Source organism: Serinicoccus hydrothermalis (assembly GCF_001685415.1).
GTDB classification, from domain to species: domain Bacteria; phylum Actinomycetota; class Actinomycetes; order Actinomycetales; family Dermatophilaceae; genus Ornithinicoccus; species Ornithinicoccus hydrothermalis.
This window is the reverse complement of sequence record NZ_CP014989.1, coordinates 3,378,094-3,393,841: the sequence shown is the minus strand read 5'-3', so window position 1 is coordinate 3,393,841 and position 15,748 is coordinate 3,378,094. Positions and strand designations below refer to the sequence as shown.

General features: G+C 74.6%; 16 protein-coding genes. 11 read left to right on the top strand and 5 right to left on the bottom strand.

Annotated features, from left to right (window positions below; all coding sequences use genetic code 11):
• Positions 1–123: 123 nt before the first annotated feature.
• Positions 124–1,590, bottom strand: a complete 1,467-nt coding sequence (locus SGUI_RS15895; protein ID WP_066641888.1) for an NAD(P)H-quinone dehydrogenase — start codon at positions 1,588–1,590, stop codon at positions 124–126.
• Positions 1,591–1,621: 31 nt separating this feature from the next.
• On the opposite strand from SGUI_RS15895, the gene SGUI_RS15890 reads away from it, so the two are divergent.
• The 9 genes from SGUI_RS15890 (at position 1,622) to SGUI_RS15850 (ending at position 10,938) form a co-directional block, all read left to right on the top strand.
• Positions 1,622–2,455: a purine-nucleoside phosphorylase gene (locus tag SGUI_RS15890; protein WP_066641886.1), complete on the top strand. Its 834-nt coding sequence runs from the start codon at positions 1,622–1,624 to the stop codon at positions 2,453–2,455.
• 75 nt (positions 2,456–2,530) lie between these two features.
• On the top strand, positions 2,531–4,177 hold the full coding sequence (locus SGUI_RS15885) for a phospho-sugar mutase (protein WP_066643612.1): 1,647 nt from the start codon (positions 2,531–2,533) through the stop codon (positions 4,175–4,177).
• Positions 4,178–4,220: 43 nt separating this feature from the next.
• Positions 4,221–4,832, top strand: coding sequence for a hypothetical protein (locus SGUI_RS15880; protein WP_066641884.1), 612 nt, complete (start codon positions 4,221–4,223; stop codon positions 4,830–4,832).
• Positions 4,833–4,876: 44 nt separating this feature from the next.
• Positions 4,877–5,533, top strand: coding sequence for a uridine kinase family protein (locus tag SGUI_RS15875; RefSeq protein WP_066641882.1), 657 nt, complete (start codon positions 4,877–4,879; stop codon positions 5,531–5,533).
• Complete coding sequence (locus tag SGUI_RS15870; protein WP_157621880.1) at positions 5,530–6,675, top strand: DUF7847 domain-containing protein; 1,146 nt, start codon at positions 5,530–5,532, stop codon at positions 6,673–6,675. The genes SGUI_RS15875 and SGUI_RS15870 overlap by 4 nt, the downstream gene beginning before the upstream one ends.
• Positions 6,676–6,689: 14 nt before the next feature.
• On the top strand, positions 6,690–7,370 hold the full coding sequence (locus SGUI_RS15865) for a DUF4129 domain-containing protein (RefSeq protein WP_066641880.1): 681 nt from the start codon (positions 6,690–6,692) through the stop codon (positions 7,368–7,370).
• Positions 7,367–8,608: a DUF4350 domain-containing protein gene (locus SGUI_RS15860; RefSeq protein WP_066641879.1), complete on the top strand. Its 1,242-nt coding sequence runs from the start codon at positions 7,367–7,369 to the stop codon at positions 8,606–8,608. The genes SGUI_RS15865 and SGUI_RS15860 overlap by 4 nt, the downstream gene beginning before the upstream one ends.
• The gene (locus SGUI_RS15855) at positions 8,605–9,615 is read left to right on the top strand and encodes an AAA family ATPase (RefSeq protein WP_066641877.1); all 1,011 of its coding nucleotides are present in this window, start codon (positions 8,605–8,607) and stop codon (positions 9,613–9,615) included. Before SGUI_RS15860 ends, SGUI_RS15855 begins: the two co-directional genes overlap by 4 nt.
• Before the next feature lie 12 nt (positions 9,616–9,627).
• Positions 9,628–10,938, top strand: coding sequence for a DUF58 domain-containing protein (locus tag SGUI_RS15850; protein WP_066641875.1), 1,311 nt, complete (start codon positions 9,628–9,630; stop codon positions 10,936–10,938).
• Between the two features lie 92 nt (positions 10,939–11,030).
• Here the strand turns inward: SGUI_RS15850 and SGUI_RS15845 are convergent, their stop codons facing one another.
• Both SGUI_RS15845 and SGUI_RS15840 read right to left on the bottom strand, forming a co-directional pair.
• Positions 11,031–11,621, bottom strand: coding sequence for a TIGR03086 family metal-binding protein (locus SGUI_RS15845; protein ID WP_083190884.1), 591 nt, complete (start codon positions 11,619–11,621; stop codon positions 11,031–11,033).
• Complete coding sequence (locus SGUI_RS15840; RefSeq protein WP_066641872.1) at positions 11,527–12,522, bottom strand: stage II sporulation protein M; 996 nt, start codon at positions 12,520–12,522, stop codon at positions 11,527–11,529. Before SGUI_RS15840 ends, SGUI_RS15845 begins: the two co-directional genes overlap by 95 nt.
• Before the next feature lie 48 nt (positions 12,523–12,570).
• Between SGUI_RS15840 and SGUI_RS15835 the strand changes: the two genes are divergently transcribed.
• Positions 12,571–13,377, top strand: coding sequence for an RDD family protein (locus SGUI_RS15835; protein ID WP_066641870.1), 807 nt, complete (start codon positions 12,571–12,573; stop codon positions 13,375–13,377).
• Here SGUI_RS15835 and SGUI_RS15830 read toward each other — a convergent pair.
• Positions 13,365–14,507, bottom strand: coding sequence for an adenosine deaminase (locus tag SGUI_RS15830; protein ID WP_066641869.1), 1,143 nt, complete (start codon positions 14,505–14,507; stop codon positions 13,365–13,367). The two genes, SGUI_RS15835 and SGUI_RS15830, sit on opposite strands and share 13 nt — an antisense overlap.
• Entirely contained in the window at positions 14,500–14,850 is a 351-nt protein-coding gene (locus SGUI_RS15825; protein ID WP_022924970.1) for a cupin domain-containing protein, read from the bottom strand. The genes SGUI_RS15830 and SGUI_RS15825 overlap by 8 nt, the downstream gene beginning before the upstream one ends.
• Positions 14,851–14,874: 24 nt before the next feature.
• Here SGUI_RS15825 and deoC point away from each other — a divergent pair, with 24 nt between their 5' ends.
• Positions 14,875–15,642: a deoxyribose-phosphate aldolase gene (gene deoC, locus SGUI_RS15820; protein WP_066643610.1), complete on the top strand. Its 768-nt coding sequence runs from the start codon at positions 14,875–14,877 to the stop codon at positions 15,640–15,642.
• The last annotated feature ends 106 nt before the right edge of the window (positions 15,643–15,748 follow it).

Genomic DNA, 15,748 nt, shown 5'->3' with positions numbered 1-15,748 from the left:
GCCAGTCGAGGCAAATCGTGCGGGCGGTCGACACAAGTCGCGCGGCCAGTCGATACAAACCGTGCGGGCGGTCGACGCAAACCGCGCGGGCGGTCGACGCAAACCGCGCGGGCGGTCGGGCTGTCAGTCGGCGATCTCGTGCAGCTGCCGGGCGGCCTCGGAGAGCGAGCCGCTCATCGAGGGGTAGACCGTGAACGTCGCCGAGAACTGGTCGACGTTGAGCCGGTTCGCGACCGCGAGCGCGATGGGGAAGATCAGCTCGCTGGCCCGCGGCGCCACGACCACTCCCCCGACGATGGTCGCGCTGCCGCTGCGGGCGAAGATCTTGACGAAGCCGTCCTGCAGGTTCTGCATCTTGGCCCGCGGGTTCTTGGTCAGCGGCAGCATGACCGCCCGGGCGTCCACCCGGCCCTCGTCGACGTCGGCCTGGCTCACACCGACCGTCGCGATCTCGGGGTCGGTGAAGATGTTGGAGCTGACCTTGCCCAGCGACAGCGGCGCCACCGCGTCACCCAGGGAGTGCGCCACGGCGATCCGCCCCTGCATCGCCGCGATCGAGGCCAACGGGAAGACCCCGGTGCAGTCGCCGGCGGCATACACCCCGGGAGCGCTGGTCCGCGAGACCCGGTCCACCTCGACGTGCCCCGAGGGGCTGAGCCGCACCCCGGCCTCCTCCAGACCCATGTCCGAGGTGTTAGGGATCGAGCCGACCGCGAGCAGCGCGTGGCTGCCCTGCACCTCGCGCCCGTCCTCCAGGGTGACGACGACGCCGTCCCCCTCCCGGCGCACGGCCCCGGCGCGCGAGCGGTTGAGCACCGTCATCCCGCGGCGGCGGAAGACCTCCTCCACCACGTTGGCCGCGTCGGCGTCCTCGCCCGGGAGCACCCGGTCCCGGGAGGAGATCAGCGTCACCTCGCACCCGAGGCCGAGGTAGGCGTGGGCCAGCTCGGCGCCGGTGACACCGGAGCCGATGACGACGAGGTGCTCGGGCAGCTCCTGCAGGTCCCAGATCTGCTGCCAGGTGAGGATGCGCTCGCCGTCCGGCTTCGCCGACTCCAGCACCCGCGGCCGCGCCCCGGTCGAGACGAGCACGAGGTCCGCCTCCAGCTCGCGCCGCGCCTGCGCCTCCTCGCAGTCCTCGTCGTGCGGGGCGGGCTCCTCCCCGGAGTCCACCTCGTCCACCCCCTCGACGATCTGCACCCGCCCGTCCGGGAGCAGGCTGCCGGCCCCCTGCACGACCTCCACGCCGGCCGACTCCAGCCGCTCGGCGATGTCGCGGCTCTGGGCCCGCGCGAGGTCGAGGATGCGGGAGTTGACGTCGGCGATGTGCGCGGTGACGCCCTGGTCGCCCGGCACCTGCGCCCCGTCGAAGTGCACGCCGATGCGCTTGGCAGCGCTGAACCGGTCCATGAAGTCCGCGGTCGCGATGAGCGCCTTGCTCGGCACGCAGTCGGTCAGCACCGCGGCCCCGCCCAGCCCGGAGCGTTCGACGACGGTCACCTCGGCGCCCAGCTGCGCGGCGGCCAGGGCGGCCTCGTAGCCACCGGGGCCACCCCCGATGACGACGACGGACTTGTTGCCAGCACTCACGATCCCATCAAACCATCGCTACCCTGACCCGGTGACTACTGGTGCTACCCCGAACCTCGACGACCCCGCCACCGATCCGCTGGAGGTGGCGCAGGCCGCGGCCGACGTCATCGCCGAGCGCACCGGCGTGCCGCAGCACGACATCGCGCTCGTGCTGGGCTCCGGCTGGAAGCCCGCCGCCGACGCGCTCGGCCAGGCCGACGCCGAGGTCGACCACGCGGACGTGCCCGGCTTCGCCGCCGCGGCGGTCGCCGGCCACTCCGGCACGATGCGCTCGATCCCCCTCCCGAACGGTCGCCGGGTCCTCGTCTACGGCACCCGCACCCACTTCTACGAGGGCAAGGGGGTGCGCTCGGTGGTCCACGCGGTGCGGACCGCGGCCGCCGCCGGCTGCTCCACCGTCGTGCTCACCAACGGCTGCGGCGGCCTACGGCCGGAGTGGGCGCCGGGCACCCCGGTGCTCATCAAGGACCACATCAACCTCACCGCCACCTCACCGATCGAGGGCGCCAACTTCGTCGACCTCACCGACCTCTACTCCTCCCGGCTGCGCGACCTGGCCCGGGAGGTCGACGGCGACCTCGACGAGGGTGTCTACGTCCAGTTCCCCGGGCCGCACTACGAGACCCCGGCCGAGGTCCAGATGGCCAAGGTGCTGGGGGGCGACCTCGTCGGTATGTCGACCGCCCTGGAGGCCATCGCCGCCCGGCAGTCCGGGCTCGAGGTGCTCGGGGTCTCCCTGGTGACCAACCCGGCGGCCGGGATCAGCGAGACCCCGCTGGACCACCAGGAGGTCATCGACGCCGGCGCAGCGGCGGCCCAGCGCTGCGGCGAGCTGCTGGCCCGCATCGTCGAGCGCATCTGACCCACCACCGCACCACGAGAGAGGACCGACACGTTGAGCGACCGGACCGAGCTGCTGGAGAGCGCGCGCGCCTGGATGGAGGACGACCCGGACCCCGCCACGCGGCAGGAGCTGGAGCAGGTGCTCGCCGCTGTCGAGGACGGTGACGAGGACGCCCTGGCGGACCTCGAGGACCGTTTCTCCGGGGTGCTGGAGTTCGGCACCGCCGGGCTGCGCGGCCGCCTCGGCGCCGGGCCGAACCGGATGAACCGCTCGGTGGTCTTCCGCACGGCGGCCGGGCTGACGGCATACCTGCGGCAGCAGCTGGAGGAGTCGGGCGACGCCACCCCCGGACCCGCCGTGGTCGTCGGCTTCGACGCCCGTCACAACTCCGACGTCTTCGCCCGTGACACCGCGGCCGTGGTCACGGCCGCGGGCGGCCGCGCGATGGTGCTCCCCTCCCCGCTGCCGACCCCGGTGCTCGCCTTCGCGATCCAGCACCTGGGCGCCGACGCCGGCGTCATGGTGACGGCCAGCCACAACCCGCCCGAGGACAACGGCTACAAGGTCTACCTCGGCGACGGCTCCCAGATCGTGCCGCCCGCCGACCGGGACATCGCCGAGCAGATCGCGGCCGTCACCTCCACCGCTCAGGTCCCGCTGGCGCAGGACGGGTGGGAGACCCTGGGCGAGGAGGTGCTCGACGCCTACCTCGACGCCGCGGTCGCGGTCCTCGACCCGGCCAGCCCGCGCGACCTGTCGGTCGTGCACACCGCGCTGCACGGCGTCGGCTCCGAGGTCGTCCGCCGCGCCTTCGAGCGGGCCGGCTTCCCCGCCCCCGCCGCGGTCGCGACGCAGGCCGAGCCCGACCCGGAGTTCCCCACCGTCGCCTTCCCCAACCCGGAGGAGAGCGGGGCGATCGACGCCGCGCTCGAGCTCGCGGCGCAGGTCGGGCCGGACCTCGTCATCGCCAACGACCCCGACGCCGACCGGTGCGCCCTGGCGGTCCACGACGGCGAGGGGTGGCGGATGCTGCGCGGCGACGAGGTCGGCGCGCTGCTCGGCCAGCACGTCATCGACCGGGGCCGCCCCGGCGGCGACCGCCGGGTGCTCGCCCGCTCGATCGTCTCCTCCCGGCTGCTCGGGGCGATGGCCCGGTATGCCGGGCTGCCCGGCGAGGAGACCCTCACCGGGTTCAAATGGATCGGCCGCGTCGAGGGGCTCATCTACGGCTACGAGGAGGCCCTGGGCTACTGCGTCGACCCGGCGACGGTGCCGGACAAGGACGGCGTCACCGCGGCGCTCATGGCCGCCGAGCTCGCCGCCACCCTCAAGCAGCAGGGCCGCTCCCTCGGCGACCTGCTCGACGACCTCGCCGAGCGGCACGGCGTGCACCAGACCGACGCCTTCTCCGTGCGGGTCAGCGACCTGGCGCAGATCCCGCCGGTCATGGCCCGGCTGCGGGAGCAGACCCCGCAGGAGCTGGGCGGGGTGGCGCTGAGCCGGGCCGAGGACCTGGCGGACGGCGTCGACGGGCTGCCGCCGACCGACGGGGTGCGCTTCCTGCTCGAGGACGAGACGAGGGTCATCGTGCGGCCCAGCGGCACCGAGCCCAAGCTCAAGGTCTACCTCGAGGCGATCGTGCCGGTGGATGGCCGGGACGCCCTGCCCGGGGCCCGCGAGGAGGCCGCCCGCCGGCTGGCTGCCGTGCGCGCCGGCATGGAGGAGCTCACGGCGGTCTGAACGACGACGCCCGCCGGCCGGCGGCGGCGCTAGGATCGCTGCCGTGGAGCGCACGGAGCAGGGACTCACCGGCGAGGTCATCGGGATCTACCGCACCCTGCCCGCGCGGGTGCTGGGCTGGCTCATGGTCGCCGGCGCCGCCGTGCTGGGCGCCCTGACGATCTGGGACGTGGGCTCGGGCCGCGCCGAGGGGCTGCTCGGGGCGGTCGCCCTCATCCTCGGGATCGCCTCGATCGCCTGGGCGCTCTTCCTGCGGCCGCACGTCGTGCTGCGCGAGGACGGCGTCCTGCTGGCCAACGTCGTGGCGGACACCGCCGTGCCCTTCTCGGCGGTCGACGAGATCACCCACCAGTGGGCGCTGGAGCTGCACGACACCGCGGGCCGCCGCCACAGCGCGTGGGCCGTCCCGGCCAAGCGGGAGCGCACCCGGCGCAGGGACGTCGACGACTTCGCCGAGACGACGAGACGCCGGGGTGATGCCGGGACCACCGCGCAGGGCGTCGCCGACGAGGCGCAGCGGGCTCTGCAGCGCTGGCGCCTGGACGGCGGGGAGCTCCAGGGCAGCCTGGACGCGGCGCAGACCCGTCTGGCGTGGCCGCCGATCGTCGTCCTCGCGGTGGCGATCTGCCTGGCCGGCGTCGCCATCCTGCTCTGACGCCGGTCCGGCGCCTCCCCTCCGCGCACCTAGACTGTCCCGCCATGGACCCGGCCCCGCCCCCTGCCCGCGTGCTCGTCCTCGCCGGCCCCAGCGGGGCGGGCAAGTCGCGGCTTTCCTCGAGGCTGCACACCACCCACGGCTGGCCCGTCGTGCAGCTCGACGACTTCTACCGCGAGGGCACCGACACCGGCCTGCCGATGAGCCCCCTGGGGCTGCCGGACTGGGACCACGTCGACTCCTGGGACTGCGACGCCGCCCTCGACGCGCTGGAGCAGCTGTGCCGGGAGGGGTCGGCGCAGATGCCGGTCTACGACATCAGCCGCTCGGCGGTCAGCGGCACGCACGAGGTATGCCTGGACGGGCATACCGTCGTCGTCGCCGAGGGGATCTTCGCCGCCAACGTCGTTGCCGGGCTGCGCGAGCGGGGCCTGCTCGCCGGCGCCTGGTGCATCCGCAACCGGCCCTGGGTGACCTTCGCGCGGCGGCTCGCGCGCGACCTCGCGCAGCGGCGCAAGCCGCCCCTCACGCTCTGGCGGCGCGGTCACGTCCTGCGCCGGGCCGAGCCGGGTATCGTGGCCGCACAGGAAGCGCTCGGTGCCGCGCCGATGACCGCCCGTGAGGCAGAGGCACGGGCGGGGGGACTCTCCCAGCAGCCGGTGACGCAGCCACGAGACACGGAGCGAGGAGCAGGGGGATGAGCCAGCCACCCTTCGGACCACCACCCGGTGACCAGGGACGCCCGGACGGCCCACCCCTGCCGCCGCCGGTGCCGCCGGGGCCGATGAACGACCCGGGCACCGGATCGACGCCCCCGCCGCCGCAGTGGCAGCAGCCGCAGTGGCACCAGCCGCCGCAGGGCGGCCAGCAGCAGCCACCCGCGCAGCAGCCCCAGTGGCAGCAGCTGCCGCCCGAGCAGCTGGCCCGGATGCACCAGCCCGGCGTCGTCCCGCTGCGGCCGCTCACCCTCGGCGACATCTTCGGCGGGGCGCTGCAGACGATGCGACGCAACCCCGAGGCCACGATCGGGATGGGCTTCATCGTGCTCGCGGTGCTGCTCGTGCCCTCGCTCCTGCTCACGCTGCTGCTCGGCAACCTGCTGACCGGCCTGAGCGACCTCGACCTGCAGGGCGTGACCCTCACGCTGGGGGGTCTGCTCTCCGCGCTGTCCTCCATCGCCCTCACGGGCATGATCGTGCACGTCGTCGGCGAGGCCGTGCTCGGGGACCGCGCGAGCCTGGCGGGCACGTGGCGTGCCGTGCGCAGCAGGCTGCTGGCGCTCGTCGGCACGGTGCTGCTCATCGGCCTGCTGACCGTGGTCGCCCTCGTGGCCCTGGTCCTGCTGCTCGTGCTCGTCGTGACGGTGCTCGGGGACGGAGGGCTGTCGATCCTGCTCGTCGTCCTGCTCACCCTCGCCGCTCTCGTCGGCTTCGTGTGGGCCGCCTGCCGGCTCAGCCTGGCCCCCGCACCGGTCGTGCTGGAGCGGGTCGGCCCCTGGCGCGGCATCACCCGCGCCTGGACCCTCACGAAGGGCGCCCAGAGCTGGCGCATCGTCGGGATCACGATCCTTGCGGGCATCGTCACGACGATCCTGGCCGCCGTCATCCAGGTGCCGGTCACCGCGGGCCTCGCGTCGGCCCTGGGTCCCGCCGGGCTGGACCCGCTCAGCCCGGCGGTCGTGCTCACCGACCACGCCCTCCAGCTCGTGGTCGGCGCCCTCACCATCCCGTTCACCGCCGGGGTCACCGCCCTGCTCTACCTCGACCAGCGCATCCGGCGCGAGGGTCTGGACGTGTCCCTCGTACGGTCGGCGCAGGCCAGGGCCGCGCAGCGGTCGGACTGACCGGGGCCAGGGGTATGTCGTCGCCGTGGTGGCTCGGCCACGTCCTGCCGCGGTCCACGCCCCTGGACCCGGACCGCGACGAGGCCCGCCGGCTGCTGACCGAGGAGCTGGAGTCGGGCGACTACCGGCTGCAGGAGCCGTGGCTGACCCGCGCATGGAGGTGGTTCACCGACCGGCTCCCCGACCTGCCCGACCTCAGCCCTCTTCCCCCCTGGTCGACCTGGGTGGTGCTCGGACTCGTGCTGGGCGCAGTGGTCGCCGTCCTGCTCTGGGCGAGCCGCGACCGGTGGCGCGCGGGCCGGCTAGCCCCGGGCGCGACGGTCGGTCCGGTCCTGGACGGGCTGCACCGCACGGCCGCCGACTACCGCACCAGCGCCCACGCGGCGCTCGCCGCGGGCCGGCTCGACGACGCCGTCCTCGACGGATACCGCGCCCTCGCCGCCGGGGCGGTCGAGCGCACGCTCCTCGACGACCGGCCCGGACGCACCGCCCACGAGGTCGCGCAGGAGCTCTCGCCGGTCTTCGCCGCGCACGCCGAGGACCTGCGCCGGGCGGGCGACGCCTTCGACCTGGTCCGCTACGGCGACCACCGGGCCGGCACGGAGCAGGCCCGCGCCGTGCTCGCCCTGGACGAGCAGCTGCGGCAGGCCCGCCCCGAGCTCGGGGCGGCACCCCGCTCGACGGTGCCCTCGTGAGCGCCGTGCGCCGGTATGCCCCGTGGGCGGCCCTCGCCCTCGTAGCCGTGGTGGTGGCGGCCCTGCTCACGACCCCACGCTCGGGCGAGCCGCTGCACCCGAGCAACCCCGGGCCGCAGGGGGCGCAGGCGCTCTACGAGGTGCTGCGCTCGCAGGGCGTCGACGTGGAGGTCGTCAACGGCACCAGCGAGATCGACCCGGCCGACGTCGGTCCGGGCACGTCGGTGCTGCTGGCGCACACGGCATACCTCGGGCCGGAGAGCGGGCCGGACCTGCTCGCCGACCTGGCCGGGCTCGACCGCCTCGTCGTCCTCGTCGACGACCCCCAGCGCGACGTCGGCGCCGTCCTGGGCCTCGACCTCGACGCCAGCAGCGGCTCGGGCCTGGCCGTCTCCCCCGACTGCACCGACCCCGTCGTGCGCGAGGGCGACCGGGTCGTCGGCTGGGACGTGCTCCTGTCCGCGGGCGGCGAGGACCGGGCGCGGACGACGGCCTGCTACCCGCCCGGGGCCGGCCACAACGCCGGCGGGGCGCGCGAGGGAGCGCTGCTCGTGCTCGAGGCGGAGCAGGACCGGCCGCTCACGGTGGTCGCCGGGGTCGGCCCGACCTGGACCAACGCGCAGATCACCGAGGAGGCCAACGCCGCCCTGGCGCTGCGGACCCTCGGGGCCAGCGACCGGCTCCTCTGGGTGGTGCCGCAACCCGGTGACGCCGGCCTCGACGCCGCCTCGTCGCTGTGGGACGTGCTGCCCCGCAACCTCACGGCGGCGATCTGGGTGGTGGCCGGGGGCGTCCTGGCGCTGGCGCTGTGGCAGGGGCGACGGCTGGGCGCGGTCGTCACCGAGCCGCTGCCCGCGGTCGTGCGGGCCACCGAGACCACGCTGAGCCGCGGACGGCTCTACCACCAGGCCCACGACCGGCAGCACGCGGCGCGCACGGTGCAGGCCGGGGCGCGGCGCCGGCTCGCGCGCGTGCTCGGCGTGCCGACCGGGACCGGCGACCCCGCCGCGCTCGTGGCCGCGGTGAGCGGCGCCAGCCACGGCGACGACGCGCAGGTCCGACGGCTGCTCGTCGATTCCGATGCGCTGCCCGACGACGACTCCCTCGTCCACCTGGTGCGGGAGATCCACGACCTCGAGGAGCAGGTGCGACACCCCGTCGACCGCTCCGTCCCCACCACCGGTCCCGCCGGAGGACCCACTCCAGTGCCCCGCACGACTCCCGAGAGGACACCATGACCGACCAGCCCGACCCGACCACGCCCGACGCCTCGCCCGCGCCCCCGGCGGAGCGCGCCGAGGCCGCCCGCGCCGCGCTGCACGCCGTGCGGGACGAGGTCGGCAAGGCGGTGGTCGGGCAGGACCAGGCGGTGTCCGGGCTCATCGTGGCGCTCCTGGCCCGCGGGCACATCCTGCTCGAGGGCGTGCCCGGCGTCGCCAAGACGCTGCTCGTGCGCACGCTCGCCGCCGCCCTGTCGATCGACACCAAGCGGGTGCAGTTCACCCCCGACCTCATGCCCGGCGACGTCACCGGGTCGATGGTCTACGACAGCGGCCGCGGGGAGTTCGAGTTCCGCCCCGGGCCGGTCTTCACCAACCTGCTGCTCGCCGACGAGATCAACCGCACCCCGCCGAAGACGCAGTCCGCCCTGCTGGAGGCGATGGAGGAGCGTCAGGTCACGGTGGACGGCACCTCCCGGCCGCTGCCAGCGCCCTTCCTCGTCGCCGCCACGCAGAACCCGGTGGAGTACGAGGGCACCTACCCGCTCCCCGAGGCCCAGCTCGACCGCTTCCTCATGAAGGTCACCCTCCCGCTGCCGCCGCGGGAGGACGAGACGACGGTGCTCGAGCGGCACGCCGAGGGCTTCGACCCGCGCGACCTGGCCGCCGCCGGCGTGCGCCCGGTCGCCACGCCCGAGGACCTCGCCGCGGCCGCCGCCGCAGTGCGGACCGTGCAGGTCTCCCCCGAGGTCATCGGGTATGTCGTCGACCTCGCCCGCGCGACCCGGGAGACGCCCTCGCTGCAGCTCGGGGTCAGCCCCCGTGGCGCCACCGCGCTCATGGGCACCGCACGCGCCTGGGCCTGGCTCTCCGGGCGCGACTTCGTCACGCCGGACGACGTCAAGGCCCTCGCCCGGGCGACCCTCGCGCACCGCGTGTCCCTGCGGCCGGAGGCCGAGCTCGAGGGCGTGACCAGCGACTCGGTGCTGGAGTCGGTGCTCTCCAGCGTCCCCGTCCCCCGCTGAGCGGCCCGCCTCATGGTCGTCCGTGGTCCCGTCGTGGTGCTGGCCCTGCTCGGGCTGGTGCCGGTCGTGCTCTGGCCGGACTCCGCCGGGGCGGTGGCGGCGGCGTGGCTCACCGGGGTCGCGCTCCTCGTGCTCCTCGACGTCGCGGTGGCGCCCTCCCCGCGCTCGCTGCGGCTGGAGCGCGCGCCCGTGCCCCAGGTGCGGCTCCTGGAGGAGACGAGCACGACCCTGTCCGTCACCAACCCTGGCCGGCGCCGGGTCCGCGGCGTGCTCCGGGACGCATGGGTCCCCTCCGCCGGGGCGCAGGAGCCGACCCGGCACCCGCTGGACCTCCCGGCCGGTGAGCGGCGCAGCGTGCATACCTCGCTGCGACCGACGCGCCGCGGCGACCGGCCCGCGGTGGGGGTGACCGTGCGCACCCACGGACCGCTCGGGCTCGGGGGGCGTCAGCGGACGACGCCGGTGCCCGGCGCGGTCCGCTCGCTGCCGCCCTTCCGGTCGCGGCGGCACCTGCCGGCCAAGCTGGCCCAGCTGCGGCAGCTGGACGGCCGTTCAGCGGTGCGCACCCGGGGGCAGGGCACCGAGTTCGACTCGCTGCGGGACTACGTCGAGGGCGACGACGTGCGCTCCATCGACTGGCGGGCCACCGCGCGGCGCCAGCACGTCGTCGTGCGGACCTGGCAGCCCGAGCGCGACCGCCGCGTCATCCTCGTGCTCGACACCGCGCGCACCAGCGCGGCCCGCATCGGCGACGAACCGCGGCTGGACGCCGCCATGGACGCGGCCCTCCTGCTGGCCGCGCTGGCCTCGCGCGCGGGCGACCGGGTCGACCTGCTCGCCGGCGACCGCAGCCTGCGGGCGCGGGTCGGCTCGGGCACGACCGCCGGGCGCTCGGGCCTGCTGCACCAGCTCGTCACCGCGATGGCGCCGCTGGAGCCGGTGCTGCTGGAGACCGACTGGTCCCTGCTCGCCGGCGCCGTGACCTCGCTGACCCGGCGCCGGGCCCTCGTCGTTCTCCTCACGCCGCTCGAGCCGGCCGCGCTCGAGGAGGGCCTGCTGCCGGTGCTGCCGAGCCTCACGGCCCACCACCGGGTCGTCGTCGCCTCGGTCGCCGACCCCGCGCTGGAGCAGATCCGCACCGGCACCGACCGGGTCGAGCAGACCTACGCCGCGGCCGCCGCGGAGCAGACGGTCTCGTTGCGTCACCGCACCGCCCTCGCGCTGAACCAGCTCGGGGTGACCGTGCTCGACGAGTCCCCGGAGGACCTGCCCGTCGCGCTCTCCGACCACTACCTGGCGCTCAAGGCCCAGGGCCTCCTCTGACCCCTCGCCCCCCCGACCGGACACCCCTTCCGTCCGCGCCCCCAACCACCGGACAGACCTTCCGTCCGGGACACACGGTATGTCTGGTCGGGTCAGTCCTGGCGCGTCCAGCGAGGTTCCCGTCCGCAAAAGCCCAGCACCCGGTCGAAGGTCGACGCGTCGTCGGGCACGGCGACGGGTGGCCCGAACATCCCCTCGCGCGAGGCGGAGTCGGCCTCCGCGTCGCCGCTCGGGGTGACGATCGGCAGCACCGCCTCGGCCTCCTCGTCCGGCACGGGGTATGCCTGCCCGGTCGCGGCGGCCAGGTCCCACCCGTGCAGCAGGACCTCGTCCAGGGCGACCAGCCCGCAGACCTCGGCGGGGAAGGTCACCCCGCCCGCGGTGGTCATCCCCTCCCAGGCCGACTCCTCGGACCACGCCTGCGCGAGCGCGGTCAGCCGCTCTCGCAGCTGCTCGCGCCATCCCTCCGGCAGCGGACCCTCGCTCACCTGCGGAGGGGTCCCGGTCGTGGGCCCCTCGACCTTGGCCGCCCCGTCGCGGAAGGCGACGGTGAGCCCGAACAGGTGGTGCAGCAGGGCCTTCCGTCGGTCAGGCCGAGGTCGGCGCGGTCGCCGCCTGCAGCTCCTGGCCCACGTCACCCGTGGCTCCCCGCAGCGCCGCGCGGCGGCCGAGCGTGAAGACATACACGAAGAAGAGCCCCAGGGCGAGGGCCCCGATCCCCACCCGCGCCCAGGTCGGCAGCGGCGAGGGCGTGACGAAACCCTCGATGACCCCGGACAGGAGCAGGACGAAGACGAGGCCGATCGCCACGCCCGCCGCGGTGCGGCCCTCGGCGGCCAGGTTGGCCAGCCTGGTCCGGCGACCGGGCGCCACCCAGGCCCAGAAGAGCCGCAGCCCGACCCCGGCGGCGACGAAGATCGCCATGAGCTCCAGCAGCCCGTGCGGCGTGATGAGCCCCCAGAAGACCTCGGCGCGGCCGTGCCGGTGCATGAGCGAGCCGATGACGGCGACGTTGGCCACGTTCTGCCACAGCAGCCAGATCACCGGCACCCCGAGCACACCCATACCGATGCAGCGCGCCGCGACCCAGGCGTTGTTGACCCACACGAGCGTCGAGAAGCTGCTCGCGGCGTTCTCGGAGTAGTAGGACTCGAAGCTCACGTTGACCAGCTCGGTGACCTCCTCGGTGCTGAGCAGGGACTGCTCGACGACGGGGTTCTGCACCAGCCACCACCCGAGGACCAGGCCGACCACGACGTTGGCGAGCGCGGTGATCCCCCACCACCAGCGCAGCCGGTAGAGCGCGGCCGGCAAGTCCTCGGCGAAGAAGCGCCCGATCCCGGCCCAGGTCAGCGTCGGCACCCGGGCCGCCCGCGCCCGGGCCCGCGCGACCAGGGTCGACAGGTGCGTGACGACCGTGGCGTCGGGGGCGCTGGAGCGCACGAGCGAGAGGTCGGTGGCCGCGCGCTGGTAGCCGTCGAGCAGCGCGTCGGCCGCCTCGCCGTCCAGCCGACGCTGCCGGGAGAGCCGGTCCAGCCGGTCCCAGGCGGCGCGCCGCCGCCCCACCAGCGCATCCAGGTCCACGGGATCACCGTAGGCCATCGCCGCCCGCGCGAGGGATAGAGTGCGCCCATGGCGACCCGGGGGATCTTCGAGGCGCAGCGCTTCGTGACCAGCGAGGCCGTCGAGATCGAGCTCCCCGCCGCGCAGCTCCCGACGCGCATGCTGTCCGGGCTCATCGACCTCCTCCTCATCGGCGTCTCCACCTTCCTGCTGGTCTGGTTGCTGCCCGTCGAGATCTTCGCCGCGGACGCCGCGCTCGGGCAGGCCTTCGTCATCGTGCTCCTGGTGCTCGTCATGGCCGGGGTGCCGATCACGCTGGAGAGCCTCACCCGCGGCCGCACCGTCGGCAAGATGGTCATGGGGCTGCGGACCGTCCGCGACGACACCGGCCCGATCGGGCTGCGGCACGCGATCATCCGCGCGCTGGCCGGCACCTTCGAGCTGTGGATGACCTTCGGCAGCGTCGCCCTCATCACCGCGATGACCAACGAGAAGGCCAAGCGGCTGGGCGACTTCCTGGCGGGCACCTACGTCGTGCACGACCGGGTCCGGCTGCGGATGCTGACCCCGCCGCAGCTGGCCCCCGAGCTCGCGGACTGGGCGGCCGGGGCGGACATCGGCGTCCTGCCCGACAGCCTCGTCGTCGCGACCCGGCAGTTCCTCGCCCGTGCGCAGACCCTCACCCCGGCCGCGCGGGCGCAGACCGGCAGCGAGCTGTATGCCGCGGTGCTCGGCCACGTCGCGCCCGCTCCCCCGCCGGGCGTCCACCCGGAGCTGGTCATGGGCAGCGTCCTGGCGCAGCGACGGCTGCGTGACGAGGAGCGCCTCGAGCGCGCCGACGCGCTGCGTGCCCGGGTGCTCGGTCAGCCGTCGTAGGCGGGCTTGAGCACGTCCTCGATGATCGCGAGCCGCTCGTCGAAGGGCAGGAAGGCCGACTTCATCGCGTTGACGGTGACCCGGCGCAGCTCGGTCAACCCCCAGCCGCCCTGGTCGACGAGCAGGTGGGCCTCCCGGCTCATGGTGGTCGCGCTCATGAGCCGGTTGTCGGTGTTGAGCGTCACCCGGAAGCGCAGCGCGTCGAGCAGCCGGATCGCGTGCTCCTCGATCGAGGGCGCCGCACCCGTCTGCACGTTGCTGCTCGGGCACATCTCCAGCGGGATCCGCCGGTCCCTGACGTAGGCCGCGAGCTCGCCGAGCGCGAAGGCGCCCGGCTCCGCCTGCGCCCGGTCGATGGCGGCCGCGAGGTCGTCGGTGACCGGTGAGCCGTCCAGGGTGATGTCGTCGACGATCCGGATGCCGTGCCCGAGCCGCTCGGCGCCGCACCACTGGATCGCCTCCCAGATGCTGGCCAGCCCGAAGGCCTCGCCGGCGTGGATGGTGAAGTGCGCGTTGGCCTGGCGCAGGAACTCGAAGGCACCCAGGTGCCGGGTGGGCGGGAAGCCGTCCTCGGCCCCGGCGATGTCGAAGCCGCACACCTCGTCGTCGCGGTAGCGCACCGCGAGCTCGGCGATCTCCTGGCTGCGGGCGGCGTGGCGCATCGCGGTGAGCATCGCGCGCACCCGGATGCGTCCGGCCGGTGCCTCCGCCTCACCCTGCGCCACCTCGCGCTCGCCGTCACGGAGCCCCTCGTTGACCGCCGCCACGACCTCGTCGAGACCCAGGCCCCCCTCGAGGTGCTGCTCGGGGGCATACCTGACCTCGGCGTAGACCACGCCGTCCGCCGCCAGGTCCAGGACGCACTCGCGGGCCGTGCGCCGCAGCGCGTCTGCCGTCTGCATCACCCCGACGGTATGCGCGAAGGTCTCGAGGTAGCGCACCAGGGAGCCGCTGTCCGCGGACTCGGCGAACCACGCCGACAGGGACACCACGTCGTCGGCCGGGAGCGCGGCATACCCCTGCTCCTGCGCCAGCTCGAGCACCGTCGCCGGGCGCACGCCGCCGTCGAGGTGGTCGTGGAGCAGCACCTTCGGCAGCGCGCGGATCTGCTCGGCGCCCAGCTCACTCATCGCGGTGCGCCCGCTCGGGGGTGAAGGCGGGGGCGCAGACGGCGAGGTATTCCGCGCCGCCGGGTCCGACCGAGTAGCGCACCCACTCCCCGGCGCGGGTCAGCACGCACTCCCCCGCGCCGACGTCGATCTGACCGTCCTCGTGCTCGACCACGAGGTGACCGGCCAGGACGTAGGTCACCTCGTCGAACTCGGGCCGCTGGCCCGGCTCGTCCCACCCCGCCGGGGCGGTCATCCGCGCGACCGAGACACCGTCGTGCCCGGTGCTCGCGGAACCGGCCAGCTCCTGGATCAGCTTCTCCCCGGTCCCGGGCACCCGGACCGGCCGCAGCATCGTCGGCATAGCAGTGATCCTAGAGTGGTGGTCATGTCGCACATCATCGCCCCCGGGACCAGCCTGACCGCGCAGGACGTCGCCGACCTCATCGACCACGCGCTGCTCAAGCCCGAGCTCACGCCGCAGGAGGTCGAGCAGACCTGCCGCGAGCTGGCCCAGGACGAGATCTGGTCGGTGTGCGTCCGGCCCTCGGACGTCCGGCTGGCGCTGCAGGCGGTCGAGGGGCACCAGACCCGGGTATGCACGGTCATCGGCTTCCCGCACGGCACCACCTCGACCGCCGCGAAGGTGGCTGAGTCGCGCCAGGCGCTGGCCGACGGCGCGACCGAGCTGGACATGGTGCTCAACATCGGGCGGTTGCGCGGTGGTGACGTCGAGGCGGTCAAGCAGGACATCGCCGCGGTCGTCGAGACCGGCCACGCGGCCGGAGTCCTGGTGAAGGTCATCTTCGAGACCGCCCTGCTCGACGAGGCGCAGAAGGAGGCGGCCTGCCGGGCGAGCGAGGACGCGGGGGCGGATTTCGTCAAGACCTCGACCGGCTTCGCCGGCGGTGGCGCGACGTTGCCGGACGTGCGGCTCATGCGGGCCACGATCCCGGACACGATGCAGGTGAAGGCCTCGGGCGGGGTCCGCGACATCGACACCCTGCTGGCGATGGTCGCCGAAGGCGTCACCCGGATCGGGACCTCCTCCACCGAAGCCCTGCTCGCGGGAGCGCGCGAGCGCGAGGAGGAGGGGACGCTGGTCGTGCCCGAGCCGGGCGCCGACGCTCCCGGCACCGAGGGGGAGGGTTACTGACCGCGCGGTCGGGTCGACCGACCGCGCACGTGGATCGACCGACCGCGGCCAGCGCGTGCATACCGCGGCCGGTCCGTGCATACCGTGCCTCCGGTCGGAGTGACCG

Coding starts and splice junctions, on each gene's coding strand:
- SGUI_RS15855 (WP_066641877.1), top strand. CDS start 8,605: ATGACCGACCAGCCCGACCCGACCACGCCCGACGCCTCGCCCGCGCCC.
- deoC (WP_066643610.1), top strand. CDS start 14,875: ATGTCGCACATCATCGCCCCCGGGACCAGCCTGACCGCGCAGGACGTC.
- SGUI_RS15850 (WP_066641875.1), top strand. CDS start 9,628: ATGGTCGTCCGTGGTCCCGTCGTGGTGCTGGCCCTGCTCGGGCTGGTG.
- SGUI_RS15835 (WP_066641870.1), top strand. CDS start 12,571: ATGGCGACCCGGGGGATCTTCGAGGCGCAGCGCTTCGTGACCAGCGAG.
- SGUI_RS15830 (WP_066641869.1), bottom strand. CDS start 14,507: ATGAGTGAGCTGGGCGCCGAGCAGATCCGCGCGCTGCCGAAGGTGCTG.
- SGUI_RS15845 (WP_083190884.1), bottom strand. CDS start 11,621: ATGTCTTCACGCTCGGCCGCCGCGCGGCGCTGCGGGGAGCCACGGGTG.
- SGUI_RS15825 (WP_022924970.1), bottom strand. CDS start 14,850: ATGCCGACGATGCTGCGGCCGGTCCGGGTGCCCGGGACCGGGGAGAAG.
- SGUI_RS15875 (WP_066641882.1), top strand. CDS start 4,877: ATGGACCCGGCCCCGCCCCCTGCCCGCGTGCTCGTCCTCGCCGGCCCC.
- SGUI_RS15885 (WP_066643612.1), top strand. CDS start 2,531: ATGGAGGACGACCCGGACCCCGCCACGCGGCAGGAGCTGGAGCAGGTG.
- SGUI_RS15870 (WP_157621880.1), top strand. CDS start 5,530: ATGAGCCAGCCACCCTTCGGACCACCACCCGGTGACCAGGGACGCCCG.
- SGUI_RS15865 (WP_066641880.1), top strand. CDS start 6,690: ATGTCGTCGCCGTGGTGGCTCGGCCACGTCCTGCCGCGGTCCACGCCC.